Below are 25028 nucleotides of genomic sequence, written 5' to 3'. Positions count from 1 at the left end.
GTTTGGGGCGAAGTCCCCCGTTTTCGGAGGTCCCGATGGCCGCGTATAACCTGCGCCAGCTTAGATATTTTGTTACCACGGCCGAGTGCGGCAGCGTCGCCGAGGCCTCGCGCAAGCTGTATATCGCGCAGCCGTCGGTGTCCACGGCGATCAAGCAGCTGGAAGACAGCTTTGGCGTGCAGTTGTTTATCCGCCATCACGCCCAGGGGGTTTCGCTCACGCCCAGCGGCGCGCGGTTTTATCGCAAGGCGCTGGAGCTGTTGCGGGTGGCCCATGAGTTCGAGCAAAACGCCTTGGCCGACAATGATGTGGTGGCGGGGCAGATCGATATCGGCTGCTTTGAGACGGTGGCGCCGTTGTATCTGCCGCGTTTGATTGCCGGCTTCAAGGCGCGCTGGCCGGGCGTGGAAATCCGCATTCGCGACGGCGAGCAGCAAGAGCTGGTGCAGGCGCTGACGGCGGGCAGTATTGATGTGGCGATGCTGTTTGAGCATGACTTGGGTGGCACGATTGAAACCACGCCGTTGATGCCGCCGCAGCAGCCGTACGCGTTGCTGCCGGCGGACCATCGCTTTGCGCAGCAGGCCAAGGTGTCGCTGGCGGACCTGGTGCTGGAGCCGATGATTTTGCTGGATGTGCTGCCGAGCCGGACGTACTTTGTGAGCATCTTTGAAGAGCGTGGGCTGACGCCGAATATTGTGTTCAGCTCGCCGTCGATTGAGATGGTGCGGGGCATGGTCGGGCGCGGGTTTGGGTTTTCGATTTTGGTGACCAAGCCGTTTACCGAGTACACCTATGATGGGCAGAAGGTGGTGTGTGTGCCGTTGGCTGAAACAGTCACGGGCTCCGGGTTGTCGGCCGTTTGGCTACGACGGGCGCCGTTGACCAAACCGGTGCAGCTGTTTGTCGACTACTGCCGTGAAGAGCTGGCCCGTTTGCTGGGCTAGTGCTCGATCGTTGCCACGCTCTGCGTGGGAATGCATCCGCTGACGCTCCGCGTCACGCTTGCGCTGAGGTCAATGGCGGGACGCGGAGCGTCCCTGGCGGTATTCCCACGCAGAGCGTGGGAACGATCACGATCAGAAGGGCGTGCCTTTACCGGTTAACTTTCAGGCCCGTAGTTCTTGATTCCCTCGACGCGCAGCCAATCGTTAAACAACTGGTTTGTGTTGTTTACGGCGTCCCGATATTTTGGACTGTAAGTACCGTCGGCTTTGTCTGGGTCGAAGTTGAAACTGAAGGTTTCAGTCTTCATCGGCCCATCGCCATAGTCCAGGTCACTTGATGTCGGCTCCTGAATTGACACTTGGGTATCATTGCGCCTGGCGGCTTCACTGAGCAGGTCGATCACTCTCGGATAGTTTTCTTCCGTTACGGTGATGCGATTGTATTCATTGTTCGGCCTGTTATGGGCGTCAGCACTCCCTGCGCTTGGCGCCACTTGAGGCGTCATAGGGGAGAGAAAAAAAGCAGAAGGCGCAATGTTAGTCATGGTGTACACCTAAAAATTGATGGGTCTGTAAGCATCCAAGTCGGCTGCCTCTTTAAGTGGCGAACAAATTCTTTCAGTTCCCAGGCATTGTTCAGTAGGCGTGAGGCGAATTTTCACTCTCACTTCCCTGCGGTTTTTACACCTTAGGCACCGGTCGGTTACATCATTGATCGTTTCCCACGCTCTGCGTGGGAATGCATCCGCTGACGCTCCGCGTCACGCTTGCGCTGAGGTCAAAGGCGGGACGCGGAGCGTCCATGGCGGCGTTCCCACGCAGAGCGTGGGAACGATCATCAAGCCCGTTCCCACATTTGACCTGTATGGTCAGGGCGCAATGCCGGCGATGAGCTTGAAAAAGGGTTCTTGTTTCAATGCAGCACTTTGGCTTTCGGAGCCCACCCGGTTGCTTCGGTCTTCATTGCGATAAGACACGTATCCCCACGCTGGCGCTGATACATCGGAGGCGGGTTTGTGCTCGCTTTTGCTGATGCCTGCCTCTTGCAGCGCCTGCTCGATGGCCTTAACCAACGCCTGGATTTTCCCCATGTGCTCGGGGCTATAGGTGCCATCCGTGCGGTCGGGTTTGGGATAAAGCGTGAACTGGGCGCCCTGCGATATACGCGTGTCTCTTGGGTCGGCACGGCTGACATCGGTGGCTTTCCAGCTATTGATCGGGCTGTCTTCTGAATTAATAAGCTTGCCGACAACTTCAAAAGCCTTGGCCATATCCTTTTGCGCGACGCTGATGTGGAATTTGTCGCCCACTGATCGGCCTTCTTGTTTGGCGGGCGTGCGCGTGAATTTGATAAAGGGGAAGTTTTTATATTTAAGGGCTTTGTTTTCGCTGCTCCATCCCGCAAAGATCTCACCCGTGGACTGCTTGGCGACCTCATAGGTCGGCACGCCATGATTGGGGGTAAAACTTACGTTTGCATGGCGCGCAACCTCGGCGTTGCTCATGCCCTCCAAGCCGCCGGTGTCAAAAGGGTTGCGGCCGTTTAACAGTAAATCTTTGATGCCCGAACCGAAAAAGGAGGCTTGGGGGGTATCTACTCGCATGTGGAATACCTTTTTTTCGAAAAGATGCGGCAGTCACAGGACTGCTCAACGCCTGGCTTTTCGGATACAGATGAAAGTCGATATCTGTGTGGTTTTACACACGTTGCGAGTTCCACTTCAGCCCCTCGCAACGGGCTTATGCGCTGCGCACGACTGTCGCGAAGAGGGGCGTGAACGTGGGCTGAACACAGGCCCAAACTGTGGGAGCGAGCTTGCCCGCGAAAGCGGTGAATCAGCCAGCACATCGATCGTTCCCACGCTTTGCGTGGGAATGCATCCGCAGACGCTCCGCGTCACGCTTGCGCAGAGGTCAACGGCGGGACGCGGAGCGTCCCTGGCAGCATTCCCACGCAGAGCATGGGAACGATCATCAAAGCGGTGAATCAGCCAGCACATCGGGTGACTGACACACCGCCTTCGATCGTTCCCACGCTCTGCGTGGGAATGCATCCGCTGACGCTCCGCGTAACGCTTGCGCAGAGGTCAACGGCGGGACGCGGAGCGTCCCTGGCGGCATTCCCACGCAGAGCATGGGAACGATCATCAAAGCGGTGAATCAGCCAGCACATCGGGTGACTGACACACCGCCTTCGATCGTTCCCACGCTCTGCGTGGGAATGCATCCGCAGACGCTCCGCGTCACGCTTGCGCTGAGGTCAACGGCAGGACGCGGAGCGTCCCTGGCGGCATTCCCACGCAGAGCGTGGGAACGATCAGGGCGATCAGGGTGACAGGTTCGTGTTCGGCTTAAGCGCGAATCGAGTCGAGCATGCGCAGCAACATCGCCTCACAGCCCGCCAGCTGCTCCACACTCACAAACTCATCCGGCTTATGCCCCTGATCCATACTCCCAGGCCCGCACACTACGGTGGGAATGCCCACCGCATCAAACAACCCACCCTCGGTGCCAAATGCCACGGTGCCAAATTCCCGGGAACCGCTGAACGCCGCGATCAGTTCGGCAGCCTGGCTGCGCTCATCGGTGACCAACCCCGGATAGGCCGACAACTCGGTAAACCGAATCGCACTCTGCGCACTCACGGCCTGCATGCGCGGCAGCACCTGTTGCTGTGCGTAGGCTTGCAGTTCTGAAGCCACCTCGGCTGGGTCCTGCGACGGCAACGCGCGAATCTCGAAATCAAACCGGCAATCCGCCGGCACGATGTTCAGCGCCTTGCCTCCCGAAATCACCCCGGTCTGCACCGTGCTGAACGGCGGGTCAAAGCGTGGGTCTTGCGTCTCGCGCAGCCGTTGGCCAATCCGGCCCAGCTCACCGATCAACTCGGCCGCGTGTTCGATGGCATTCACGCCATAGGGCGCATACGCCGAATGGCAGGCCTCGCCATGCACATCACAGCGCATGGCGAGCTTGCCTTTATGGCCAAGCACCGGCTTCAGCTCAGTCGGCTCGCCGATGATGCACAACATGGGTTTCACCGGCCGCTGCTCCAGCACCGCCAACAAAGAGCGCACGCCCAGGCAACCGACTTCTTCGTCGTAGGACAGGGCGATATGCACCGGCACGCGCAGGGTGGCCTTGACCAGCGCCGGCACCAGCGCCAGCACACAGGCGATGTAACCCTTCATATCCGCCGTGCCTCGGCCATAAAGCTTGCCGTCGCGCTCGGTCAGCGCGAAGGGCGGCACTGTCCATGGCTGGCCGTCCACCGGCACCACATCCGTGTGCCCCGACAGCACAATGCCCGGCAGTTCCGCCGGGCCGATGCTGGCAAACAGGTTGGCCTTGCTGCGTTCTTCGTTGTAGACCAGCTCACTGGCCACGCCGAACCCGGCGAGGTAATCGCGCACGCATTCAATCAACTGCAGGTTGGACTCGCGGCTGGTGGTATCAAACCCCACCAGCGTCTGCAGCAACTCGCGGCTGCTGCTCATCGCTCGTCTCCGGCCACGCCGTAGCCGGGGGACCGGTCGGGGGCGAGGGCGCGGTCGATGTAGTCCTGCACTTGCGGGCGGTAGGCGTCCCAGAGCTTTTGCAGTTCGGCGATGGGCTGTTCGTCGGCCCAATCCACGCGCAGGTTGATGATCGGCCAGGTCAGTTCGCCCACCACCACCAAGGCGGCGGAATGCACCGGGCCGGCTTCGCCACCGGCGGCGATGGCGGCGTGCATGGCCGCCAGCAGCCGGTCCGCCAGTTGGCCTTCGGCGTGTTCGAAGGCCTTGACCATCGCCTCGATCACCGCGCGGTCGGCGAGCATATTGCCCGCCGCCACACACTGTTCACCCGACACCGCGTTGTGGGTGCCAAGGGTTTCGCTGCCGCTGAAATGCACGCTGCGGCCCAGGTGATCAATCGCCGTGAGTTGCCGGTATTGGCTGTAGCCGTTGCGTGTCAGGGCTTGGTCGACGGCGGCGGCGGGTTCAAGGCCTTGTTCGAGCAGGTCGAGCACGTCCGGGCCCAGCGCCGGCAGCGTGATGTTCTGGGTCGAGACCGCGCCCACGCCGGGGCGCAGCCACGGGCAGCGGGCGCCCACGGCGATGCTCGATGAGCTGATGGCGATGCCCAACTGGCCGGTGTCTGCGCAACGCGCGACGATTGAAAAGGTCATGTGCGGCTCCTTATTCGGGGATGACGGCGATCACGTCAATTTCCATCAACCACTGTGGCTGGCCCAGGGCCGACACCACCAGCCCGGTGGAGATCGGGAACACGCCTTTGAGCCACTTGCCGACTTCCTGGTATACCGGCTCGCGGTAGCGCGGGTCGATCAGGTAAGTGGTGGTTTTGACGATGTGGCTCAGGTCCGAACCCGCTTCTTCCAGCAGTTGCTTGACGTTTTTCATCGCCTGCTCGGCCTGGGCACGTGGGTCGCCGAGGCCAATCAGGTTGCCGTCGAAATCAGTCCCCACCTGGCCTCGCACATACACGGTATTGCCGGCACGCACGGCCTGGCACAGGTCGTTGTCCAGGCTTTGGTTGGGGTAGGTTTCCTTGGTGTTGAACATGCGGATGCGAGTGTGAGTAGGCATAAAAAAACTCCAGAAAATAGGGGTCAGGCACTGACGGGCGATTTATGAACAACCGGCGCCGCTTCGCGGTATTCGAGGTACTGGCGCTGGATGGCGATGTGGTCGGCGACGTATTTGGCGTCGTGCCACACACCCCAGATAAACGACGAGCCACGGCGCGACTGCCATGGCAAACCGAGGAAGTAGATACCCGACTCAGGGGCCACGCCGCGCTGGTGTTGCGGCTTGCCGTTCGCGTCGAAGGCATCGACTTTCAGCCAGCTGTAATCCACGGCAAAACCGGTGGCCCAGATGATCGAGGTGATACCGGCCTTGGCCAGGTCCAGCTCCAGAATTGGGTTTTTGATGCACTCGGCATCGGGGAATACGCGGCGGGCTTCGGGCTCCACCGGCAGGTCGAGGCCATTGCGTTCGATGTAGGCGTCGGCGGCATCCAGCAGGGCCAGGTAGTTTTCGTCACCGCGTGCCAGGTTTTCCACCAGGTTCGCCTGGAAGGTGGCGGTGGAGCCGTTGAAGGCTTGGGTCAAACCGACCAGGGTCATGCCTTGCTGGGCCAGCTCGCGAAAATCAATGGTCTTGCCGCCGTGGGCGCCGCTGACTGCAATGGTCACGTGCTCACGGCCGGGTTTCATCGCGGCCTGGTCCCACTCGCCCAACACGCCCAGCCACCAGCAGAAGTCGCGGTTGCGATAGGCGCGGGGCGGGCGGTCGTGGGCGCCAACCGAGAGGTACACCTGGCGCCCGGAGCGCTGCAGTTCATCGGCGATCTGCACGCCGGAAGAACCGGCGCCCACCACCAGCACGGCACCGGCGGGTAGTTGCGCCGGGTTGCGGTAGTCGGCGGAATGGATTTGATGCAGCGCGGTGTCTTTCGGCGCAATCGCTGGAATCACCGGTTTCTGGAATGGCCCGGTGGCGGCGACGACGCGGTTGGCTTCGATCACGCCTTCGCTGGTGTGCACGGTAAAACCTGGGCGGCCGACGTTGCGCACCACTGAGGTTACGTCCACGCCGGTGCGAATCGGCGCATTGAATTTGCGTGCATAGGCTTCGAAATAATCCGCCACGCGCTCTTTCGGCGCGAAGCCATCGGCGGCGACATCATCGAATTCCAGGCCCGGAAAGCGGTCGTGCCAGGCGGGGCCGTTGGCTACCAGCGAATCCCAGCGGCCGGTGCGCCAGCGCTCGGCGATGCGGCTGCGTTCCAGCACCAGGTGCGGCACGCCTTGCTTGCTCAGGTGCTCGCTCATGGCCACGCCAGCCTGGCCGGCGCCGACTACCAGCGTGTCTATTGTTGTTATTGCTTGGGTCATGTGTCTGTCCTTGCGTAATGCAGTTGGATTCAGCGTGGGCATGACTTCAAGGCTAGGGGGAGGGCGGTTTTTAATAAAATATTATTAAGCTGGGAACAGAGCATAAATATCGGATGCAGAGCGGCCAGCCAAACGCCGCCGAGCAAAAAAATGTGGGAGCGGGCTTGCTCGCGAATGCGGTTTTTCAGTCACTATAGCCTTCACTGACCCACCGCCTTCGCGAGCAAGTCGAATCGTCGCACCGCCGCCCCCACATTGGACAGATGCCATGCCCGCGCTTCGCGTAATGACCCCAGCCGACTACGACGCCGTCCTCACCCTCATGCAAAACACCCCCGGCATTTCCCTGCGCGATGCCGACTCTCGCGAGGCCACCGAGCGCTACCTGGTGCGCAACCCTGAGATGAGTTTTGTCGCTGAAGCTGACGGCCGGGTGATCGCCTGCGTGATGTGCGGCCATGATGGGCGTCGTGGTTACCTGCAACACCTGCTGGTGCTGCCGGACTATCGCCGCCAGGGCATCGCGCAGGCGCTGGTCGAGCGTTGCCTGGCTGCGCTGGAGCAACTGGGCATCCATAAATGCCATCTGGATGTATTCAAAACCAACACCCACGCCGCCCAGTATTGGCAAGGCCAGGGCTGGACACTTCGAACGGATATCGACCGTTATTCATTCACCCAAAAGGGCAATGAAAACGCATGAAAGGAGAACGTAATTAGCGCAGGCATGTATCCCCATCATCAAGAGACTTACCGCGCTCTAACTAACACAGCTAATCCCCTGTGGGAGCCGTCGAGCTCCAGCGAGGCCGCGAAAGCGGTGGGTCAGGCAACCCCTGTCCCAACAGTGCCGCCGCCTTCGCAGCTTCGCTAAAGCTCGACAGCTCCCACATTTGATCCTCACTCGCCGCTGAAGCTCGCGCGCAACCGCTCAAAGCGGCTATCCCCGATCTAAACAACACCGCACATCCCCTGTGGGAGCCGTCGAGCTCCAGCGAGGCCGCGAAAGCGGTGGGTCAGGCAACCACTATGCTGACAGTGCCGCCGCCTTCGCAGCCTCGCTAAAGCTCGACAGCTCCCACACTGGATCTTCACTCGCCGCTGAAGCTCCCGCGCAACCGCTCAATGCGGCTATCCACGATTTAACCAACACCGCAAATCCCCTGTGGGAGCCGTCGAGCTCCAGCGAGGCCGCGAAAGCGGTGGGTCAGGCGACAACTATGCTGACAGTGCCGCCGCCTTCGCAGCCTCGCCAAGGCTCGACAGCTCCCACATTTGATCTTCACTCGCCGCTGAAGGCCATGCGCAACCGTTCAAAGCGGCTACCCACGATTTAACCAACACCGCAAATCCCCTGTGGGAGCCGTCGAGCTTTAGCGAGGCCGCGAAAGCGGTGGGTCAGGCAACCACTATGCTGACAGTGCCGCCGCCTTCGCAGCCTCGCCAAGGCTCGACAGCTCCCACATTTGATCTTCACTCGCCGCTGAAGCTCCCGCGCAACCGCTCAATGCGGCTATCCACGATTTAACCAACACCGCAAATCCCCTGTGGGAGCCGTCGAGCTCCAGCGAGGCCGCGAAAGTGGTGGGTCAGGCGACAACTATGCTGACAGTGCCGCCGCCTTCGCAGCCTCGCCAAGGCTCGACGGCTCCCACATTTGATCTTCACTCGCCGCTGAAGGCCATGCGCAACCGTTCAAAGCGGCAACCTCCGATCTAATCAACACCGCACATCCCCTGTGGGAGCCGTCGAGCTCCAGCGAGGCCGCGAAAGCGGTGGGTCAGTCGACAACTGTCCCAACAGTGCCGCCGCCTTCGCAGCCTCGCCAAGGCTCGACAGCTCTCACATTTGATCTTCACTCGCCGCTGAAGGCTGCGCGCAACCGCTCAATAACCCGCTCAACCGAATCGCCCTGAATCGCCGGCGGTGTCAAACTCTCGCCAAATTCGCGCCACACAAACAGCGTCAATTCCGCCCCATCTGTCAGCGTCTGCGCCAGGTCCGGCGATCCAAAGTTTTGCAGCAGGCGATAACGTTCATCCTGCCAAAAAGCCCGCTCCACCCAGTCATACATCGGGATGAAATGAAAGTGCAGCGGGTAGCCCGGCATGTGCCCATAGCGGCTGATATACAGCCATTTCGGCCGCAGCTGCGCCTCGATCACCCGCTGGGTGTTGGCCAGCAAACCGCCCAGTTCCGCCAGCGCGGCCTCCGGCATATCGGCCAGTGAGTCGATCGGCGTCTTGGCGCCCAGCATCAGGTAACCCGGCAGCTTCGACGCCAGGTGATGGTTGAGCCGCCAGTGCTCGGTCTCGTGAAGGATGAAAGCGGGGTCGATCTGCATGAGTACGCGTCCTTGATGGGCGAAGCTGTTTGTCGTGAGCTGAGCCTCACCCTCGGCGATACACCCCACCCAATTCCCGCGCCAAGGCAATAAAATTTTGCAGCGGCGCCGACGGGTTGAACGTGCGCCGCACCAAAGTAATCGGCGCCAGCAGCTTTGGCCTGGCGTCCTTGATCCGGCAGTACACCACGCTTTCGCGGTGTACATCGCGCATCGACGCCGGCACCACCGAGATGCCTTCGCCGGCCGCTACCAGGCTGACGTTGGTGAGCATGCGTTCCACTTCAAAGGCGATCCTGGGCTCGAAACCGGCGTTCTGGCAGGCCTTGATCAGGTTGGCGTACATGCCCGGCGCGCCGGGGCGGCGGACCAGGATGAAGCGTTCGTCCTTGAGCGCGGTGAGTGGGATAGCGCTGGCGGGGTCTTTGAGCAAGGAATGGCCGGTGGGCAGGGCGAGCAGCATTTCTTCGTTGAGCAGGCGGTGGAAGGTCAGGCTTTGATGAGTGCTGACGGGCGCGCGGAGGATGCCGATGTCGAGGCGTTTTTCGATGCTGTCCTCGGTCACTTCGCGGGCGCTGCCTTCGTTGATCGACAGTTCCACGCCGGGGTAGCGTTCGCGGTAGGCGCGGATGATGCGCGGGATCAGCGGGTGAGCAGCCGCGGAGCTGGTGAAACCGATCATCAGCGTGCCTTCGATGCCCTGGGCAGCGCGGGCGGCCTTGAGGGCGCCGTGCTCAACGCGAGCGAGGATCACGCGGGCCTCGTCGAGAAACACCAGGCCACCGGCCGTCAGGTCGACGCCTTTGGGGTGACGTTTGAACAGGTCGAAACCCAGCTGTTGTTCAAGGGCGCGAATCTGTTGGCTAAGGGGCGGTTGCTGCATGTTCAGGCGCGCGGCGGCCCGGGTGAAGTTTCGCTCTTCGGCCACCATGATGAAATAACGTAAATGGCGAAGTTCCATGGTGGTATATCCCGTGGCAAGACTTTATTATTTGCGGCCTGCAGCGGCCAGGCGGTCAATATGCCGAAAGCCGCGGACAACGACAATAACAATAAATAAAAATAGGCGGGAGCGTTGATGTCAGCCCGATTGGCCAAACATGGAACACTGCCTATTTTAATTGCCATCGTACTTGGCATGCTCTTGGGTTTGGTGTATCCAGACCTGGCGATTAAAATGAAACTGCTCAGCGACGGCTTTATAAAGTTAGTCGGTTTATTAATGCCGTTCCTGCTGTTTGTATTGGTCGCCACCGGTGTCGCCGGTATCAAGCGCGAGCGCTACCACCGGCATGTGGTGCGGCGGATCATTGTGTATTTCCAACTGATGTCCTGCGCTGCGCTGATGGTCGGCATGGCCACCGGGTGGGTGTTCAACCTGGAACATAGCGCTACGCCTGTTCCCCCATTACCCGCGCAAAGCCTGCTGCACGAACTCTCACTGTTGTCGGCGTCGTCCACGCTTTATCACGTATTTACCCAAAGCCTGGTGCTGCAAGTAATGCTCGCGGCGCTCATCTGCGGGTTGCTGCTGGGGCGCGGCAGCGCCTTCGGCAATCGCTGCCTGGGTGGGTTCGAAGCGGGCGTTAAAGGGCTGTTCTACCTGCTGCGGATTATCTTGAAATTTGCGCCGTTGGCGGCCTTTGGGGCGATGGCCTTTGTAGTGGGAAAGTACGGTGTTAGTTCGGTATTGCCGCTGTTTAAGTTTGTGCTGATTATCTACCTGGTGTGTGGGTTATTTGTGGTGGTGGTGATGGCAACTATTACTCGGATAGTGGGGGTTAAGTTGTCGCGTCTGATTGTTTATTTAAAAGAAGAGTTGTTGTTGGTGACCTTTACCGGTTCTTCCTTGGCGGCACTTCCCGGCTGCGTGAATAAACTTGAAGCCTTGGGCTGTGACCGTCAATTAGTGCGACTGGTGTTGACCACCGGCTACACCTTCAACCTGGCGGGCACCAACCTGTACCTGACCACGGCGATTATGTTTTTAGCGCACATGGCGGGCGTGGAACTGGCGCTGCCGCAAATGCTCGCGGTGTTGCTGATTTGCCTGGTCACCTCGTTGAGCTCCACCAGCGTGGCGGGCTCTGCGTTGTTCACCCTGATCGCGACGTTGAACATCCTGCAACTGGTGCCGCTGGAAGGCGTGGGGTTGCTGCTGGGCGTGGAGCGCTTGATGAAATGCCGGTCGCTGACCAATGTGCTGGGCAATTGCGTGGCGTGCCTGGCGATTTGCGGGTGGCAGCGGTTGATTGATCGCGAAGTGCTGCAGCGGGAATTGGTGATCTAAAATGTGGGAGCGGGCTTGCTCGCGAAGGCGGTGGTTCAGTCACTTGTTCATCGACTGACACGCCGCCTTCGCGAGCAAGCCCGCTCCCACATTTGGAAGGCGTTTTAACCTTTAGAATTGGCCAGCTTGTCGAACGCCTTGTCCAGATTGCTTTCAGCGCTTTGCAGCTTCTCACGCCGCTCTTTCAGCCACTGCTGATCCCCCTCCAAGGTCTTGCGCGCCTCCACCAGCATGCGCTTGACCTCCTGCGGCTGCGGGCCGCCGGTGCCTTTGCGGGTCTGCACCATGGTGGTCGGCGATAAGGCCGCACGCAAACCCGCTTCATCCAGCGGCAGGGTGTTCGGCGTCCACTTGTACTTGTCCGCCGCCTGGCGATACAGCTTCTGCGCGTCGGCATAGGCGAAGGTTTTCGGCGTGGTGCCATTGCTGCGGGCTTCGGTGACGATCAGCGAGGCAAAGCTGTGGCCGATGCGGAACGGCACCTTGTATTGGCGCTCCAGGGTGTCGGCCAGCTCCATCGACGTGGTCCATTCCGATTCGAGTTCTTCCAGCGCGCGCTGCGGGTTGATCTGCAGAGCGTCGAGCACCGCGTCCATGGCCTCGAACATCTCTTGGGTCGAGCGGAACACGCCCAGCGAGTCGAAGGCAAACTTGTAGTCGGTCATGCCGGTGGTGACGTTGTGCGCACGCAAGGTCACGGCCTGGGCCAGGCCGACCACGTCGGAAGCGCTTTCACGCGCACGCATCAGCAGGCCAGGGTTACGTTTTTGCGGCATGGCGCTGCTGGTGTAGGTGGCTTCTTCATCGAGCAACAACCACGGTCGAATCTGGTGGTATTGGGTGTGGATGTCGCCAATCATCGCGCCCACGCGAATGGCTGACGACGACGCCAGGTTGGCCGCCTCGATGGGAATGTCGTAGGTTGAAACCTGGCTTGAATCCAGCGAGTTTTCGCGCACGCCATCAAAGCCCAGCAGTTCGGCCAGGCGCTCACGGTTCAGCGGGTAAGCCGAGTTCGCCAGCACGGCGGTGCCCATCGGGCTTTTGTTCAGGCGCGTGTAGAGCTCGCGGATACGCTGGCCGTCGCGGTCGAACGCGGCTTCAAACGCCAGCAGGTAATGCGCGTAGCTGATCGGCATGGCCTGCACGCCGTTGGTGTAGGCGGGCACCAGCGTGTCGACGTTCTTGTCGGCGATGTTCAGCAAGCGCAGGCGCGTGGCATTCAGCGCCTCGCTGTAGGCCAGCACCTGGCTGCGCAGGGCGGCCAGGCGGTAAGTGGCGAGCATGTCCTGGCGGCTGCGGCCGGAGTGGATCAATGAGGCTTCAGGGCCGATCTTGTCGGTCATGATTTTTTCCAGCTGCAGCACATCGCTTGGGCGCGTGCCGCCGGGCTGGTCGGCCTGGGCGATGGCGTAACGCACGCCACCGGCGATCTTCTGGCCCATGGCCGGCGCGACGATGCCCTCTTCGGTGAGCATCACGATCGAGGCTTTGTTGATGCGGTTCAGCCAGGCGAACTGGGTTTGGGTCGGGTCGCCCTTGGCCTTGTGCTCGGTTTGTGAGCTATCGGGTGTGGCGCCGACCTTGGCCGCCTGGGCCGCGCATTGTTCTGTGGTGGTGCAGGGCAGTTCGCCGGTGTTGGCCGCATAGGCGCCGAAGCTGTTGAACAGGGCGAAGGCCACGGCCAGGTGAAGCAGGCTTTTGAGGGCGCGGGGAGATGTGTTCACAGGGATACCCGATTATTTTTGGAATTATGAGCCGCCGCACGCTGTGAAGCGCGCGCGTCAAAATCAGGCTATCGGGTCTGTTTGCAGATTGAAAATATAGAGTAAGTGTTGATGGTAGAGGTTTTGGATATGGAGGTTGCCTGTCGGGGGGGGCTTGTTGTGACAAGCCCGCTCGCCACAGGTTTAGTGCATCTTGCTATGGTCCATACCATCCAGCCCACGGGCCGGCGCTTTGACTTCAATCGACTGTTTCTCGCCCTTGGCGTTTTCCACCGTCAGGGTCAGCGGCACCTGGTCGCCTTCCTTGATCTGCCCGGTCAGGCCCATGAGCATCACGTGGTAACCGTTCGGGTCGAGCTTCACCGCTTTACCGGCCGGCAGTTCCACAGAGTCCACCGGGCCCATGCGCATGACGTCGTCCTTCATGCTCATTTCATGGATCTGCACGTCCTTGGCCACCGGCGACGCCACGCTGAGCAGTTTGCTGTCAGTGTCGGCAGTGACAGTCATGAAGGCGCCGCTGGACGGCTGGCCCGGCACCGAGGCGCGAACCCACGCGTCAGTGACCAGCACCTGGGCGCTGGCGTGCGCCGCAAGGCCCAGCAGGGACAAGCCGATGAGGGTGCGCTTGAGGTGTTGAACGGCAGTCATTAGCAGACCTCCATGACGGTGAGCAGGTCTTCTGCGCACTCTTTAGCGGTAAGGGATGCCGACAGGCCCAGGCGCAGGTTGCCGCGGGTGTCGAAGACGAAACTGGTCGCGGTGTGCGACAGGGTGTAGGTGTCGCCGGCGGGGATCTTTTCATAGAAGATCCCGAACTCCTTGGCGGCCACGGCGATTTCTTCCGGGGTGCCATACAGCGCTTCGAAGCTGGGGTCGAAGGCCTTGACGTACTTGTCGAGAATTTCCGGGGTGTCGCGTTCGGGGTCGAGGGTGATGAACACCACTTGCATGATCTCGCCGTCGCGGCCCATCAGCTTCTTGGCCTGCGCGGCGCGCGCCAGGGTGGTGGGGCACACGGCCGGGCATTGGGTGAAACCGAAGAACACCACCGGCATCAGGCCACGGAACGAGCTCAGGGTGACGGTTTCGCCGTCGGTGTTCTTGAGCTTGAAGGTGCGGCCCATGATCTTGTCACTGAGGTCCTTGCCGTACTTGAAGTTCAGCTTGGGGCTGTAGTCACAGCCGCCCAGCAGGCTGCCCAGGCCCAACAGGCCCATACCGGTCAGCACTTTGCGGCGGGTGAATAACGTACTCATCAACTGTGCATCCTGTGAAACGCCTGCCGTGCGCTGGATCAACATTTCAGGCTTTGAAAAGGAGTAATGATGCGGGTGCACAGTCTACCAACCCAGGCCAGCCCACGTAATCTGCGACGTTCTGCCACAGGCGCGCGCGGTGCTTCATCCCTTTAGGGCTTCGGTGGTAGAGTCGCCGCCATGAAATTGAGCCACCCCGACCGTTCGCTGATCGCCTGGGCCCTGTACTTTTGCCTGCTGATGAACCTGTTCGCCTGCGGTTTGGGCCATGGGCAAATGGTGGGCCAGCAGCTCAATGGCATCGGTGGCGCGTTCTGTTCGGTGGGCGGTAGCCAGGCGCCACTTTCCGACAAAGGGTTGGGAAACCCATCTTCCGGCAACATCTCGAACTACTTTGCCTGCCCGGTGTGTGCCGCCTTGACCGTGGCCATTGTGTTCCTGATCGGCCTGGCCTGGCTGTTAGGCCTTGGGCAAACCCCACGCCCGGCCCATGAGCGCCGCAACAAAGCCCCGCCGCGATACTCCTGGCCCTCGGCCAACCCCCGCGCTTCCCCCGCATTCTGACGTGTGCCTTGGGCCTCCTGTGAACAGGAGGCGTTCTATCGTCACGACTGTGAGTGCGTTTCATGAATCATCTAGTGCCTGCTGGCGCCAGCCGTCTGGTCAGCAAGGCGACCCGCCGCGTGCGCGCGGAACCGCCGCTGCCTGAATACCCGAGCAATTCCCGCTGCTTCGTGCACCTGGATGCGCGTTTGTTGCCGTATTGGCACACCTTGTTCGACATCTGCCCGGCACTGCTCAAGCTCGACCCGCCGGAGGGCTTGAACCTGTTTCGCAGCTTCATGACCTGGGCTTATCGCAACCAGCCACCGCAGGACTGGACCTATCACCTGAACGTCTGCCGATGGCTGCTCAGCTCGCCGTATCGATCACAAATTGATGAGGAGCCGATAGAGGCCTTCATGGCGGCCGCGGCAGCGTGCTGGATAAATACTGATGACAGCCAGGCGCACGGGCTGGTGCTGGCCTGGCGAGGTTCGCGGATTTTTGACTGGAAAGGCGACGCTTTAACTGAAGCCGAACAGCAGGTATTGCCAGCCAGTACAGGGGATTTCGCCTGGAGCCCGCTGACCCGTCAGGGTGGTTTCAGCGGCTGGCAGTCGGTGCCCTGACGTTGACTTTCGCCCGGCGCGGGAGCAGTTCGACCCGCGCTACTACCTTAGTTGTCCTTGGGCGCTGCCTTCTTTTTAGGCTTCTTGCTGTCTGACTGCTTATGGGATGAGCCGCCGGTAGTGGCCTTTTCCTTCGGCGGTGTCTCAGCTTTCTTGTCGCTGTCGGAAGGGCTGCTCGGGTAAGTGCCGGGTGGCAGGGCGGAGCCGGCGGCGCTGTTGCCGCTCAGCGAATTGGCTGCCGGGGCGATGGCATCGCCGAAGGCGGCGAAAGCAGGGCTGGCCAGCAGGGCTGAAAAGCCGACGATGAGCATTATCCTGTGGGAAGTTCTGGTCTTCATGACTCAATCCCCTTGCTTGAACCGCAGCCCGGAAAACCCGGGCCACGGTAACGCATCAATCAAGACTTCTTGCCGGCCCCGCCGGAGCTATGGGCTCCGCCTTTTTTGCCGGCTTCGGAAGCCTTTTCGCGGTCATTGGCAAAATTGCCGCCGGAGCCCTGGCCGCCGCTTTTCTTGGCTGCGTCTGGCTTGGCTTTACCGCCTGCACCTGTTGTGGTTTTTCCGCTGGTAGCCATTTCAAAATCCCTCTTCAATGAATGAATCAACGGTGTCGCTTAATTGGGAATGCCGAAGCGAAATCAAAGTTTGAAAAACTTCGCGCGCATGCGACGAACGGGTATCAAGCCGCGATCGGCTTGGCGCCCTGGGCTTTTTTGTGGGCTGCCTTCATCGCTTCCATTTCTGCGCCAAGCGCTTCAAGCACGGTCTTGCCCAGCAGCTTTTTCGCCTGCGGGAACATCTCGGTTTCTTCTTCTTCGATATGGTGCTCCAGCAGCTCCTTTACCACTTTCACACGGCCGGAAAATTCGGTGGTGGACGGCTCGGTTTGCTTCAGGTCGGGCAGCACCAAGGCGTCGACAGTGCGGTGCTCTTCCTTGGCTTCGTGGTACATGATGTCTTGCTCTTTACCGCCGGCTTTGCGGAAGGCCGGGTAAAGAATCTCTTCCTCAAGCCGCGTGTGCAGGCTGATCTCCATCTCGAGTTTGGCCAGCAATTCAGTGCGTTTCTTGACGCCGCGCTCGGTGGACTCACTCAGTTGAGTCAGCAGTGCCTTGACGCGTTCGTGGTCAGCTTTGAGAAGGTCGATGGCATTCATGGTGGAACCTCACGGATAGCAGTCGGGCGTGTCGAAGTGCGCGCCTCGTCCGCTAACGGTTGCATCAGGTGTACCAACTTGAATGATTTCTAAAAGGCTTTGCTAATCAGCTAATTGCGACGGCAGTTGGCGAGTCGCTGCCGTGCAGCTTGCATGGTCGGGCGGGTGGCCGGTTGCAAAATACCGATTAGCCACCGCTGACCTTCCAATGCTTGATGTCTTCGGCAAACACCACCTGCTGCACCTCGTGGGCGATTCCATACGCCAGCGACTCGTGGGCGGCGATGACTTTTTCTTCGGCCGACAGGCACTTGAAAATATCCAGCTGGGTTTCGGCTTGGGTGGTCTCCAACTCGTAGATCTTCACGTAACGCGCCAGGTCGTTATCCAGGCTCGACAGGTATTCGCGCAGGCGCTGGTGGTCCACCGAGCTCTGGCTGAAATACCAGTTCATCGGGTGGATCAAAAACCGTGAGTGTGGCGTGGTGATACGTCGGTCGGCGGCCAGGAACATGATGATGCCCATGGATTCGATATTGCCCGCGTTGATCGCGCACAACGGCACCGGCAGCGCCTTGAGAAAGGTGTAGAGGGTAAAGCCGAAATTGGTGCTGCCACCGGTGGTCGACAGGTTCAGCAGCAGGGAGCTGGCGCCTTCGCCGATGGCATCCAGGCAGCAGTCGCGAAAGCGTTCGGTGGTGCCCTGGTCGATCTGGCAATGAAAGTGGATAACGTGCTCGGTCATCCTGAACCTCCTTAATTCAATGCAGGCGAGGTGATTCAGTCTTGAGTCTAGAAGGTCGCGCAGGATTAGCTGCAACCGTTGGGCGTGAGCGCGCGGGTGCAAATCGGATGGAACCCTCGGGCCATCTGCTTGACCTAATGCATAGACCTCAGGAGGTGAACTATGCAATTGGAAACTATCTGGATCATTTTGGCCGTTATTCTGCTGATCCTGGAATTGTGGGCGATCAACGTTGTATTGCGCAGCACCGGTGGCTGGGAGACCAAGGGGCTGTGGCTGATCATTCTGATTTTTGTGCCGCTGTTCGGGCTGATTGTCTGGGCGCTGTTCGGGCCAAAACGTGAGATGGCTGATCAACGTAAAAGCTGACCATTGGGTAGTGCCGGCAACCAGTATCCTGTGGCGAGGGAGCTTGCTCCCGTTGGACTGCGCAGCGGTCCCGTTCTTAAAAGAGCGGGCTGCTTCGCGGCCCAGCGGGAGCAAGCTCCCTCGCCACAGTTACGATGGTGTGCTTCAAGCGGCGGGTTTAGCCTGCAACCACCTTGGCAATCGCCGTGCTGAACGCCGGCAAGTCATCCGGCGTACGCGAGGTGATCAACGTCCAGCCATTGGCCTGGCATTCCTTGACCTCGGCATCCACCCAACCGGCAGCGCCGGCGTTTTCCAGGTCGATGCGCACGCTTTTGTAGGAGGTCAGGGTCTTGCCCTTGATCACACCAGCGTCGATCAGCGCCCATGGCCCGTGGCAGATGGCGGCGATGGTTTTACCGGCCTTGACGAAGTCATTGATCAGGGCCAATGCGGCCGCATCCTGGCGCAACGTATCGGCGTTGACGGTGCCGCCGGGAATCACCAGCGCGTCAAAATCGCTTCCCACCACGTCCGACAGCTTGGCGTCGGATTCCACGGTTTTGTCCTTCTCCGTGTCGCCGACGAAAGTCTGGGTGGTGCCGCCTTTGCTGGACGCGTGCGTCACCGTCGCGCCATAACCGCGCAGCGCTTCCAGCGGCTTGAGCAGCTCATCGCGCTCGATGCCGGTGTTGGAGGTGATGATGAGGATTTTCTTGCCGTTGAGTTGCGAACTCATGGTCGAGTGTCTCCTTGGGTCGTAGATCAGGGAAAATTAATGGTCGTACTTGGCTTGCAGCTCCTTGGCCATTTTCAGGTGGGCTTCAAGGGTCGGCAGGGTTTTGCTGGCGAAAGCCTTCAGCTCGGCGTTGTCCGAGGAAGCGGCTTCTTTCTTGAACAATTCCACGGTCTTCTCGTGGGCGGCCACCTGATTGTTGGCATAGGCCTTGTCGAACGACTCATCGCGCATTTCTAGGATGGCTTTCTTGGCCTTGTCAGTCAGGGCGGCATCATCCGGCACTTCGATATCCAGCTTCTTCGCCAATGCCGCGAGTTCTTCGTTGGCTTTGGTGTGGTCGGTGACCATGTGCTGGGCGAACGTTTTCACGTCGGCCGCGCTGCTTTTTTCCAGGGCCAGCTTGCCGGCTTCCACCTCGGTGATACCGCCTTGGGCGGCGTCCTCAACAAAGCTGTTGGACGTGGCGGCCATGGCCGTGGACATCGAGCCTGCGACCAGTGCAAAGGTCAGGCCCATTTTTTTCATCAGCAGAGTAGTCATGGTGGATCTCCTTGAAATCGACAGTGGCGTGATGCCGTACCTGACTGTTGAGCGGGGCCTTCGCCAAAAGGTTTAAATTAATTCGCGCTTTTTTCTCCGGTGGTGCTGCACGGCAATTTCCTTGAACTATCGAATTTCAGTGGGCTCTGCTGCATACGTGCCCGCCATTTTTCGTGGGCCTTCAACTGCTTGGAGAAACGCCGTGACTGCCGACAAAACCCCCACCCCGATCAGCTCGGAAGACGCCCAGAAAGGCACTGAAAAAGCCGACAAGGGCCAGACCCTGGAGCGCCCGAACCCGAAGACCGAGACCGTCGACAAGGTGCTCACGCCCACCTCGATCAAAGAAACCGAACGTCAGACCGATGCGATCAATGAGCAGGCAGCCAAGGCCGAGCGCAAGCTGGGCCACTGAGTATGGCCAGGTCGATTACCGCGTCTGAATTGGGCATCGAACTCACACCCGAAGACGACAGCAGCCTGTTCAAGTGGTTTATCGCCAGCTTCCTGATGGGCAAGCGTATTCAGGCGCCCATCGCCGCGCAGGCCTACAAGGTGATTGTGGAAGAGCAAGGCCGCGATACCGCGCGCAAGTTGCAGCACTGCACCTCGCGCGAACTGGTGACCATGCTCGGGCGTGCGCATTACGTGCGTTACGACGAAAGCACGGCGCAGCGCCTGCTCGACCTCAGTGCCAAGTTGAACGCTGAATACGGCGGCAAGATCAGCCATATCCGCAGCGCCAGCGCCGACCGCAAGGCGTTTGAAAAACGCCTGGGTGAATTTGATGGAGTAGGGCCCAAGACCATTGAGATTTTCATGCGCGATGCGGCCAGGGTGCTGTTTTGACCACAGCGCTGCAGGTGGGCTGCGCGGGGTGGAGTTTGCCCCGCGAACACTGGCCGGCTTTTGCCGAAGAGGGCACGCATTTGCAGCGCTACGCATCGCGCTTCAATGCGGTGGAAATCAACAGTTCGTTTTACCGGCCGCACCTGCCCAAGACCTATGAACGCTGGGCACAATCGGTGCCGCCGGGGTTTCGTTTTTCGGTCAAGATGCCCAAACACATCACCCATGAGCTGCGCTTGCAGCGCTGCGAAACGGCGCTGGACGCGTTCCTCGAGCAGTGCCTGCAACTGGGCGAGAAACTCGGTTGCTTGCTGGTTCAACTGCCGCCATCGCTGGCTTACGAACCCGCTGTAGCGGCGCAATTCTTCACGGCATTACGCCAACGCTTCGCCGGTGCTGTGGTGGTTGAACCGCGTCACGCGACCTGGCGTGAAGCCGAGCCGTTGTTGCAGGATTTGCACATAGGGCGCGTGTTCGCCGACCCTGCTGTCATCGACGCAGGCGCCGGTTGGCCAGGCGTGCAGTATTGGCGTTTGCACGGATCGCCGCGTATTTACCATAGCGCCTATGGACCGGAACGCGTGCACGCGTTTGCGCGCCAGTTGAGCCAATCCGCCGCAGCGGGCGTTCCCACCTGGTGCATCTTTGACAATACCGCCAGCGGCCATGCGGTGGCCGATGCCTTGTATCTACTTAACCTCGACCCTACTCAACCTCGACCCGCAGCACTTCCAAGCCTAATTGCTCATACGCCTCGACACTCGGCACATGCCACTCGGTGATCAGCGTGTGGATGCGACTGCACGGGCCCACCACGAAGGGTTCCACCGCGCCGAGTTTGTCCGCCATGGTCACGGCCACCACGTGGGAGGCGCTGTCGAGCAGGGCTTGCTTGACGGCCACTTCATCGAAATGCAGCGAGCTGATGCCGACTTGCGGGTGCAAGGCGCACACGCCGGTAAACAGCAGGTCGGCCTTGATGCTCTGGATAAGGCGCACAGCTTCCTGGCCGCTGGTGGACAAGGTGGCGGGGTTAAGTTGGCCGCCAGCCAGAATCACCTTTACATCGGGATGGTCGGCCAGGGCGATGGCAATCATCGGCGACGGCGTGACCACGGTCAGGCGGATCGAGCGTGGCAATGACTGGGCAATCTGCAGCGTGGTGGAGCCGGAATCGAACAGCACGATCTGGCCGTCTTCCACGCGGTCAGCCGCCAGCCGTGCCAGGTGGCGCTTGACCTCGTTGGTCTCGCCAACGCGGGTGAAGAAGTCTTTGCCGGTGTCTTTGGGCCGGGGCAGGGCGCCGCCGTGCACGCGTTGCAACAGGCCGGCGGCGGCCAGTTCGCCAAGGTCGCGGCGGATGGTGTCCTGGGACACGGCAAAGTGATCGACCAATTCAGCGGCCGTGACCTTGCCGTCGCGCTCCAGCAGCAACAGGATTTTCTGTTTGCGTAAGGAGGGCAGATCGATGGCTTGATGAGTGTTTTGCATGTTTGTGCGTCTTTATGCGGGTTTTTGCGAGATTAGGCTTCTGGCGATATAAACGCAATGACTGGTTGCACGGCCGATGGACGGTTACTCTCTGGGCTCAGTTCAGGGAGAGGTGACCTAGATGTCGTTGATCACAACCATCGAAGACTTACGCAAGCTGGCGCAAAAACGTGTTCCAAGGATGTTCTACGACTACGCCGATTCAGGCTCCTGGACTGAAAGCACCTACCGGGCAAATGAAAGTGACTTTGCCCGCATCCAATTCCGCCAACGCGTGGCGCGCAATATCGACGAACGCTCGATTCGCGCCAGCATGATCGGCCAGGACATGGCCATGCCGGTTGCCCTTGCACCGACGGGGCTTGCGGGCATGCAACACGCCGATGGCGAGATCCTCACCGCCCGTGCCGCTGCCAAGTTCGGCCTGCGCTACACCTTGTCGACCATGAGCATCTGTTCTCTGGAAGACATCGCCGAACACGTCGGCCAGCCGTTCTGGTTCCAGCTGTACGTGATGCGCGACCGCGGGTTTATCGAGCAGTTGATCGAGCGCGCCAAGGCTGCCGGCGTCGATGCGCTGGTGCTGACCCTCGATTTGCAGATCCTCGGCCAACGCCACAAGGACTTGATCAATGGCTTGTCGGCGCCGCCCAAACTGACCCTGCCGAATATCCTCAACATGGCCACCAAGCCGCGCTGGGTCATGGGCATGCTCGGCACCCAGCGCCGGGGTTTCGGCAACATCGTCGGGCATGTCAAAGGCGTGGCGGACATGAGTTCGCTGTCGTCGTGGACCGCCCAGCAATTCGACCCGCGCCTGAGCTGGGACGATGTGGAATGGATCAAGAAATGCTGGGGCGGCAAGCTCATTATCAAGGGCATCCTTGATGTGGAAGATGCGCGTCTGGCGGCCAATTCCGGCGCGGATGCGTTGGTGGTGAGCAACCACGGTGGCCGTCAGCTGGATGGCGCGCCGTCGAGCATCAGCCAATTGCCGGCGATTGTTGAGGCGGTGGGCGAGCAGATTGAAGTGTGGCTCGACGGCGGCATTCGTTCTGGCCAGGACGTGCTCAAGGCGATGGCGCTGGGCGCCAAAGGCACGATGATCGGCCGCCCGCATTTGTACGGTTTGGGTGCCATGGGCGAAGCCGGTGTGACCAAGGCCCTTGACATCATCGCCCGTGAGTTGGACGTGACGATGGCGCTGTGCGGCTATAACGATATACGCGATGTGAACCGCGACATTTTGCTGCCAGGTAGCTTTCCCACAGGGGTTTACTGAGCAAAAAAAACGTAAAAAAGTAAAAAGAGTTGTCCACGAAAACCGTGGGTATCTCTGTGGATAACTTTGCGAAGGCCCGGCAGGGAAGGCGATTTAACCCTCGGTTAATATTTGATCAACTTTCAGCGCGGGCCAGTATGGGCAGGGTTTGCGCTTGACAGCCAAGCGCGAACCCAGTGCCGAAAAGCAGTTTTACGAGTCGCCATCACGGCCGGTGGAGTGCGTAACAACCTGTGCCGGCGCCTTGGCGCGCATCAGGTTATCCAGCGCCTGGGCATAACTGCGCCCGGCCAGGTTCATGCTGTTGTTATGGGTGGCGCCTGGCACCAGCAACAGCCGCTTGGGTTCCTGGGCGGCGTCAAACAATTGCTGGCTGAAGCGCGGCGGCACGTATTGGTCGGCCAGGCCATGGACCACCAGCAGCGGCATATGCACGTCGGCAATCTTGTCGATGGAATCGAATTTCTGCGACAGCAGCCAACGCACCGGTAACGAAGTATTGGCCACCGCAGCGGCCGCATCGCCCAGGGAGGTGAAGGTGGATTCGATCACCAGCCCGCGTACCGGCACGGGTGTCTGCTTGCTCAACGCTGCCGCGAGGTCGATGGCCACCGCGCCACCCAGGGAGTGCCCATAGATCAGGCGTTTGGCGGGGTCGGGTTGCAACACCTGGAAGCGCTCCCAGGCGATGCGGGCGTCTTCATACACGCTGGTTTCCGACGGCAAATCGCCGTGGCTTTGGCCGAAACCGCGATAGTCGATGGCCAGCACCGAGAAGCCCAAGGCGTGTAATTGCTCAATGCGGAAAAACTGCCCGGTGAGGTTCCAGCGCACGCCGTGCAGGTACAGGATCGCCGGCGCGTCCTTGTTGTCTGCCGGGTACCACCAGCCGTGAAGGTTCTGCCCCGACTTGAAGCTGGCGGGTTTGATATCGAATTCCTGCACCGCCTTGGGCAGGCCGGTAAACCACCCGGCAGTGCCCGGCTCGATGCGGAACACCAGCTCGCGCTCCTTGTGTTGCAGCACGGCGCAGCCCACCGGCAAGCCGACGATTAACAGTGCCATGCACAGCAGGGGAAACCAGCGCAGGCCCAGGCGAGCCATAAAACGAGAGGACATGAAGGTTCCAGGACAAAAGCGAAGCTCGGGTTTTACCAGATGGCTTCTGGGGGCAGGAAATAATTCGACAGCCGTGAATGGGGATTGCTTGCAAAGTGTTACAGCATTGAACAAGGGCTGCACGGGTTGTTAGGGTGGTGGGCTGAACAGGAGAGCAAGCACATGGACTTTACCGGTAAAACCGCAATTATCACCGGCGGCGCACGTGGGTTGGGGCTCAGTTATGCGAAGGCGCTGGCCGTTGCGGGTGCGCGGGTTGTGATCAGCGATATCGGCGCCGACAAGGTCGGCGCGGGCACCGACGCGTCGGTGGTGCAGGCGGCTGCCGAGGCGTTGCGCGCCGAAGGGCTGACGGTGGTGGCGCATGGCGGCGACTTGTCCACGGATGAGGGCTGCCGGAAATTAATCGCCTATGCGATCAAGGCATTCGGCCGGCTCGACATCCTGATCCACAACGCCGGCTGGGTCGGATACCAGAACATTGCCGACCTCGACGCCGCGTTCCTGCAGCGCGCCATGGACATCAACCTCTACGCCCCGCTGTGGTTGTGCAAGCACGCATGGCCGCACCTGCTGCAATCCAGCGCGCCGCGTATCATCCTGACTACCTCCGACCGCGCCATGTACGCGCAGTACGAGCAAACCGGGCTGGTGGCCTACAGCGCCGGCAAGATGGCGCAACTGGGCATCATGAACGCGCTGAGCCATGAAGGCGCCGAGGCCGGAATACGCGTCAACGCGATCTCACCGGTGGCCAAGACGCGCATGTGGGGCGTGACCGAGGAACCGGATGAACTCAAGCCGGACTGGGTGACGCCGGGCGTGGTGTTTCTTGCCTCGGCGCAGTGCCTGGACAGCGGCTACATCCTGCGCGCCAGCAATGGCCAATTCACCGCCACGCGCTTCACTGAAAACCCTGGTGTGGAGTACCCGCGCAATCTTGCACGGATAAAGGCCGACAGCGCCGAGGCGGTTGCCGCCGCATGGGAGCGCATCAAGCAAAGCCCTGGCAGTTAAGGCTGGGCTTACTTGACGCTGGCGACGTCGGCGCCCGTTGACCGAGTGCAGTTTCAGTGCTCAGGTCTTAAGCCGATGGAGCGAAAGCACAGCAACACA

At 60.4% G+C, this 25028-nt stretch carries 29 protein-coding genes and 1 pseudogene; 11 read left to right on the top strand and 19 right to left on the bottom strand.

From position 1 onward, the window contains the following. Positions 1-35: 35 nt before the first annotated feature. On the top strand, positions 36-947 hold the full coding sequence (locus HX783_RS03060; protein ID WP_025857480.1) for a LysR substrate-binding domain-containing protein: 912 nt from the start codon (positions 36-38) through the stop codon (positions 945-947). Between the two features lie 155 nt (positions 948-1102). On the opposite strand, the gene HX783_RS03055 is transcribed toward HX783_RS03060, so the two are convergent. From HX783_RS03055 to HX783_RS03030, 6 genes are all read right to left on the bottom strand, one after another. Beyond that, on the bottom strand, positions 1103-1492 hold the full coding sequence (locus HX783_RS03055; protein WP_177015920.1) for a hypothetical protein: 390 nt from the start codon (positions 1490-1492) through the stop codon (positions 1103-1105). Positions 1493-1816: 324 nt separating this feature from the next. Further along, positions 1817-2551 carry a type III effector gene (locus HX783_RS03050; protein ID WP_256347091.1) on the bottom strand — a complete coding sequence of 245 codons (735 nt, stop codon included), beginning with the start codon at positions 2549-2551 and terminating at the stop codon, positions 1817-1819. Positions 2552-3298: 747 nt separating this feature from the next. Continuing rightward, positions 3299-4444: an acetylornithine deacetylase gene (gene argE, locus HX783_RS03045; RefSeq protein WP_177015919.1), complete on the bottom strand. Its 1146-nt coding sequence runs from the start codon at positions 4442-4444 to the stop codon at positions 3299-3301. After that, the gene (locus tag HX783_RS03040) at positions 4441-5118 is read right to left on the bottom strand and encodes a DUF1028 domain-containing protein (protein ID WP_177015918.1); all 678 of its coding nucleotides are present in this window, start codon (positions 5116-5118) and stop codon (positions 4441-4443) included. The genes argE and HX783_RS03040 overlap by 4 nt, the downstream gene beginning before the upstream one ends. Before the next feature lie 10 nt (positions 5119-5128). Then, positions 5129-5539, bottom strand: a complete 411-nt coding sequence (locus HX783_RS03035) for a RidA family protein (protein WP_003207327.1) — start codon at positions 5537-5539, stop codon at positions 5129-5131. A gap of 23 nt (positions 5540-5562) precedes the next feature. Then, positions 5563-6894 (bottom strand): flavin-containing monooxygenase, encoded by a 1332-nt coding sequence (locus tag HX783_RS03030; protein ID WP_371317650.1) that lies wholly within the window; start codon positions 6892-6894, stop codon positions 5563-5565. Positions 6895-7120: 226 nt separating this feature from the next. On the opposite strand from HX783_RS03030, the gene HX783_RS03025 reads away from it, so the two are divergent. Beyond that, positions 7121-7555, top strand: a complete 435-nt coding sequence (locus HX783_RS03025; protein ID WP_177015916.1) for a GNAT family N-acetyltransferase — start codon at positions 7121-7123, stop codon at positions 7553-7555. 1152 nt (positions 7556-8707) lie between these two features. Here the strand turns inward: HX783_RS03025 and HX783_RS03020 are convergent. Continuing rightward, positions 8708-9196, bottom strand: coding sequence for an HIT family protein (locus HX783_RS03020; RefSeq protein WP_177015915.1), 489 nt, complete (start codon positions 9194-9196; stop codon positions 8708-8710). Between the two features lie 46 nt (positions 9197-9242). Next, the gene (locus HX783_RS03015; RefSeq protein ID WP_177015914.1) at positions 9243-10157 is read right to left on the bottom strand and encodes a LysR substrate-binding domain-containing protein; all 915 of its coding nucleotides are present in this window, start codon (positions 10155-10157) and stop codon (positions 9243-9245) included. Between the two features lie 117 nt (positions 10158-10274). Between HX783_RS03015 and HX783_RS03010 the strand changes: the two genes are divergently transcribed. Next, entirely contained in the window at positions 10275-11486 is a 1212-nt protein-coding gene (locus HX783_RS03010; RefSeq protein WP_177015913.1) for a cation:dicarboxylate symporter family transporter, read from the top strand. 104 nt (positions 11487-11590) lie between these two features. Here the strand turns inward: HX783_RS03010 and HX783_RS03005 are convergent, their stop codons facing one another. The 3 genes from HX783_RS03005 to HX783_RS02995 form a co-directional block, all read right to left on the bottom strand. After that, entirely contained in the window at positions 11591-13213 is a 1623-nt protein-coding gene (locus HX783_RS03005; protein WP_177015912.1) for an argininosuccinate lyase, read from the bottom strand. Positions 13214-13396: 183 nt separating this feature from the next. Then, complete coding sequence (locus HX783_RS03000) at positions 13397-13864, bottom strand: copper chaperone PCu(A)C (protein ID WP_177015911.1); 468 nt, start codon at positions 13862-13864, stop codon at positions 13397-13399. Then, complete coding sequence (locus HX783_RS02995; RefSeq protein ID WP_016969077.1) at positions 13864-14472, bottom strand: SCO family protein; 609 nt, start codon at positions 14470-14472, stop codon at positions 13864-13866. Before HX783_RS02995 ends, HX783_RS03000 begins: the two co-directional genes overlap by 1 nt. Positions 14473-14652: 180 nt before the next feature. Between HX783_RS02995 and HX783_RS02990 the strand changes: the two genes are divergently transcribed. Further along, positions 14653-15036 carry a DUF2946 domain-containing protein gene (locus tag HX783_RS02990; RefSeq protein ID WP_177015910.1) on the top strand — a complete coding sequence of 128 codons (384 nt, stop codon included), beginning with the start codon at positions 14653-14655 and terminating at the stop codon, positions 15034-15036. 62 nt (positions 15037-15098) lie between these two features. Continuing rightward, positions 15099-15644 carry a putative natural product biosynthesis protein gene (locus tag HX783_RS02985; RefSeq protein ID WP_177015909.1) on the top strand — a complete coding sequence of 182 codons (546 nt, stop codon included), beginning with the start codon at positions 15099-15101 and terminating at the stop codon, positions 15642-15644. A gap of 47 nt (positions 15645-15691) precedes the next feature. Here the strand turns inward: HX783_RS02985 and HX783_RS02980 are convergent, their stop codons facing one another. The 4 genes and pseudogenes from HX783_RS02980 to HX783_RS02965 form a co-directional block, all read right to left on the bottom strand. Beyond that, positions 15692-15982 carry a hypothetical protein gene (locus HX783_RS02980; RefSeq protein ID WP_177015908.1) on the bottom strand — a complete coding sequence of 97 codons (291 nt, stop codon included), beginning with the start codon at positions 15980-15982 and terminating at the stop codon, positions 15692-15694. Positions 15983-16041: 59 nt separating this feature from the next. Next, a pseudogene (locus HX783_RS30175) lies at positions 16042-16152 on the bottom strand (KGG domain-containing protein); the annotation flags it as partial. Positions 16153-16322: 170 nt separating this feature from the next. Continuing rightward, complete coding sequence (locus HX783_RS02970) at positions 16323-16799, bottom strand: hemerythrin domain-containing protein (protein WP_177015907.1); 477 nt, start codon at positions 16797-16799, stop codon at positions 16323-16325. A 187-nt stretch (positions 16800-16986) separates the two neighbouring features. Beyond that, the gene (locus HX783_RS02965) at positions 16987-17544 is read right to left on the bottom strand and encodes an ATP-dependent Clp protease proteolytic subunit (RefSeq protein ID WP_159955561.1); all 558 of its coding nucleotides are present in this window, start codon (positions 17542-17544) and stop codon (positions 16987-16989) included. Positions 17545-17706: 162 nt separating this feature from the next. Here HX783_RS02965 and HX783_RS02960 point away from each other — a divergent pair, with 162 nt between their 5' ends. Then, complete coding sequence (locus HX783_RS02960; RefSeq protein ID WP_159955563.1) at positions 17707-17913, top strand: PLD nuclease N-terminal domain-containing protein; 207 nt, start codon at positions 17707-17709, stop codon at positions 17911-17913. Positions 17914-18070: 157 nt separating this feature from the next. On the opposite strand, the gene HX783_RS02955 is transcribed toward HX783_RS02960, so the two are convergent. Together HX783_RS02955 and HX783_RS02950 are read right to left on the bottom strand one after the other, a co-directional pair. Beyond that, a complete protein-coding gene (locus tag HX783_RS02955) occupies positions 18071-18631 on the bottom strand; it encodes a type 1 glutamine amidotransferase domain-containing protein (protein ID WP_177015906.1) in 561 nt (186 codons plus the stop codon). A gap of 36 nt (positions 18632-18667) precedes the next feature. Then, positions 18668-19171 (bottom strand): DUF4142 domain-containing protein, encoded by a 504-nt coding sequence (locus HX783_RS02950; RefSeq protein WP_177015905.1) that lies wholly within the window; start codon positions 19169-19171, stop codon positions 18668-18670. Positions 19172-19373: 202 nt separating this feature from the next. Between HX783_RS02950 and HX783_RS02945 the strand changes: the two genes are divergently transcribed. Genes HX783_RS02945 through HX783_RS02935 form a run of 3 tightly spaced genes read left to right on the top strand, consistent with a single transcriptional unit; the run spans position 19374 to position 20802 of the window. Continuing rightward, complete coding sequence (locus HX783_RS02945; RefSeq protein WP_177015904.1) at positions 19374-19586, top strand: hypothetical protein; 213 nt, start codon at positions 19374-19376, stop codon at positions 19584-19586. A 2-nt stretch (positions 19587-19588) separates the two neighbouring features. Further along, positions 19589-20020, top strand: coding sequence for a DNA methylase (locus HX783_RS02940; protein ID WP_177015903.1), 432 nt, complete (start codon positions 19589-19591; stop codon positions 20018-20020). Then, a complete protein-coding gene (locus HX783_RS02935; RefSeq protein WP_177015902.1) occupies positions 20017-20802 on the top strand; it encodes a DUF72 domain-containing protein in 786 nt (261 codons plus the stop codon). Before HX783_RS02940 ends, HX783_RS02935 begins: the two co-directional genes overlap by 4 nt. Here HX783_RS02935 and HX783_RS02930 read toward each other — a convergent pair. Further along, positions 20726-21511, bottom strand: a complete 786-nt coding sequence (locus HX783_RS02930; RefSeq protein ID WP_159955574.1) for a DeoR/GlpR family DNA-binding transcription regulator — start codon at positions 21509-21511, stop codon at positions 20726-20728. The two genes, HX783_RS02935 and HX783_RS02930, sit on opposite strands and share 77 nt — an antisense overlap. A 121-nt stretch (positions 21512-21632) precedes the next feature. On the opposite strand from HX783_RS02930, the gene HX783_RS02925 reads away from it, so the two are divergent. Then, a complete protein-coding gene (locus HX783_RS02925) occupies positions 21633-22793 on the top strand; it encodes an alpha-hydroxy acid oxidase (RefSeq protein ID WP_177015901.1) in 1161 nt (386 codons plus the stop codon). A gap of 192 nt (positions 22794-22985) precedes the next feature. Here the strand turns inward: HX783_RS02925 and HX783_RS02920 are convergent, their stop codons facing one another. Then, entirely contained in the window at positions 22986-23912 is a 927-nt protein-coding gene (locus HX783_RS02920) for an alpha/beta hydrolase (RefSeq protein WP_159955576.1), read from the bottom strand. Between the two features lie 162 nt (positions 23913-24074). On the opposite strand from HX783_RS02920, the gene HX783_RS02915 reads away from it, so the two are divergent. Next, entirely contained in the window at positions 24075-24929 is an 855-nt protein-coding gene (locus HX783_RS02915; protein ID WP_177015900.1) for an SDR family NAD(P)-dependent oxidoreductase, read from the top strand. The last annotated feature ends 99 nt before the right edge of the window (positions 24930-25028 follow it).

The sequence above is a fragment of the Pseudomonas sp. D2002 genome (genome assembly GCF_013385735.1).
Lineage (GTDB): Bacteria > Pseudomonadota > Gammaproteobacteria > Pseudomonadales > Pseudomonadaceae > Aquipseudomonas.
Note: the sequence above shows the minus strand (reverse complement) of the source record. Positions and strands in the feature narration are given on the sequence as shown.

Coding starts and splice junctions, on each gene's coding strand:
- HX783_RS03060 (WP_025857480.1), top strand. CDS start 36: ATGGCCGCGTATAACCTGCGCCAGCTTAGATATTTTGTTACCACGGCC.
- HX783_RS03055 (WP_177015920.1), bottom strand. CDS start 1,492: ATGACTAACATTGCGCCTTCTGCTTTTTTTCTCTCCCCTATGACGCCT.
- HX783_RS03050 (WP_256347091.1), bottom strand. CDS start 2,551: ATGCGAGTAGATACCCCCCAAGCCTCCTTTTTCGGTTCGGGCATCAAA.
- argE (WP_177015919.1), bottom strand. CDS start 4,444: ATGAGCAGCAGCCGCGAGTTGCTGCAGACGCTGGTGGGGTTTGATACC.
- HX783_RS03040 (WP_177015918.1), bottom strand. CDS start 5,118: ATGACCTTTTCAATCGTCGCGCGTTGCGCAGACACCGGCCAGTTGGGC.
- HX783_RS03035 (WP_003207327.1), bottom strand. CDS start 5,539: ATGCCTACTCACACTCGCATCCGCATGTTCAACACCAAGGAAACCTAC.
- HX783_RS03030 (WP_371317650.1), bottom strand. CDS start 6,894: ATGCCCACGCTGAATCCAACTGCATTACGCAAGGACAGACACATGACC.
- HX783_RS03025 (WP_177015916.1), top strand. CDS start 7,121: ATGCCCGCGCTTCGCGTAATGACCCCAGCCGACTACGACGCCGTCCTC.
- HX783_RS03020 (WP_177015915.1), bottom strand. CDS start 9,196: ATGCAGATCGACCCCGCTTTCATCCTTCACGAGACCGAGCACTGGCGG.
- HX783_RS03015 (WP_177015914.1), bottom strand. CDS start 10,157: ATGGAACTTCGCCATTTACGTTATTTCATCATGGTGGCCGAAGAGCGA.
- HX783_RS03010 (WP_177015913.1), top strand. CDS start 10,275: ATGTCAGCCCGATTGGCCAAACATGGAACACTGCCTATTTTAATTGCC.
- HX783_RS03000 (WP_177015911.1), bottom strand. CDS start 13,864: ATGACTGCCGTTCAACACCTCAAGCGCACCCTCATCGGCTTGTCCCTG.
- HX783_RS02995 (WP_016969077.1), bottom strand. CDS start 14,472: ATGAGTACGTTATTCACCCGCCGCAAAGTGCTGACCGGTATGGGCCTG.
- HX783_RS02990 (WP_177015910.1), top strand. CDS start 14,653: ATGAAATTGAGCCACCCCGACCGTTCGCTGATCGCCTGGGCCCTGTAC.
- HX783_RS02985 (WP_177015909.1), top strand. CDS start 15,099: ATGAATCATCTAGTGCCTGCTGGCGCCAGCCGTCTGGTCAGCAAGGCG.
- HX783_RS02980 (WP_177015908.1), bottom strand. CDS start 15,982: ATGAAGACCAGAACTTCCCACAGGATAATGCTCATCGTCGGCTTTTCA.
- HX783_RS02970 (WP_177015907.1), bottom strand. CDS start 16,799: ATGAATGCCATCGACCTTCTCAAAGCTGACCACGAACGCGTCAAGGCA.
- HX783_RS02965 (WP_159955561.1), bottom strand. CDS start 17,544: ATGACCGAGCACGTTATCCACTTTCATTGCCAGATCGACCAGGGCACC.
- HX783_RS02960 (WP_159955563.1), top strand. CDS start 17,707: ATGCAATTGGAAACTATCTGGATCATTTTGGCCGTTATTCTGCTGATC.
- HX783_RS02955 (WP_177015906.1), bottom strand. CDS start 18,631: ATGAGTTCGCAACTCAACGGCAAGAAAATCCTCATCATCACCTCCAAC.
- HX783_RS02950 (WP_177015905.1), bottom strand. CDS start 19,171: ATGACTACTCTGCTGATGAAAAAAATGGGCCTGACCTTTGCACTGGTC.
- HX783_RS02940 (WP_177015903.1), top strand. CDS start 19,589: ATGGCCAGGTCGATTACCGCGTCTGAATTGGGCATCGAACTCACACCC.
- HX783_RS02930 (WP_159955574.1), bottom strand. CDS start 21,511: ATGCAAAACACTCATCAAGCCATCGATCTGCCCTCCTTACGCAAACAG.
- HX783_RS02925 (WP_177015901.1), top strand. CDS start 21,633: ATGTCGTTGATCACAACCATCGAAGACTTACGCAAGCTGGCGCAAAAA.
- HX783_RS02920 (WP_159955576.1), bottom strand. CDS start 23,912: ATGTCCTCTCGTTTTATGGCTCGCCTGGGCCTGCGCTGGTTTCCCCTG.
- HX783_RS02915 (WP_177015900.1), top strand. CDS start 24,075: ATGGACTTTACCGGTAAAACCGCAATTATCACCGGCGGCGCACGTGGG.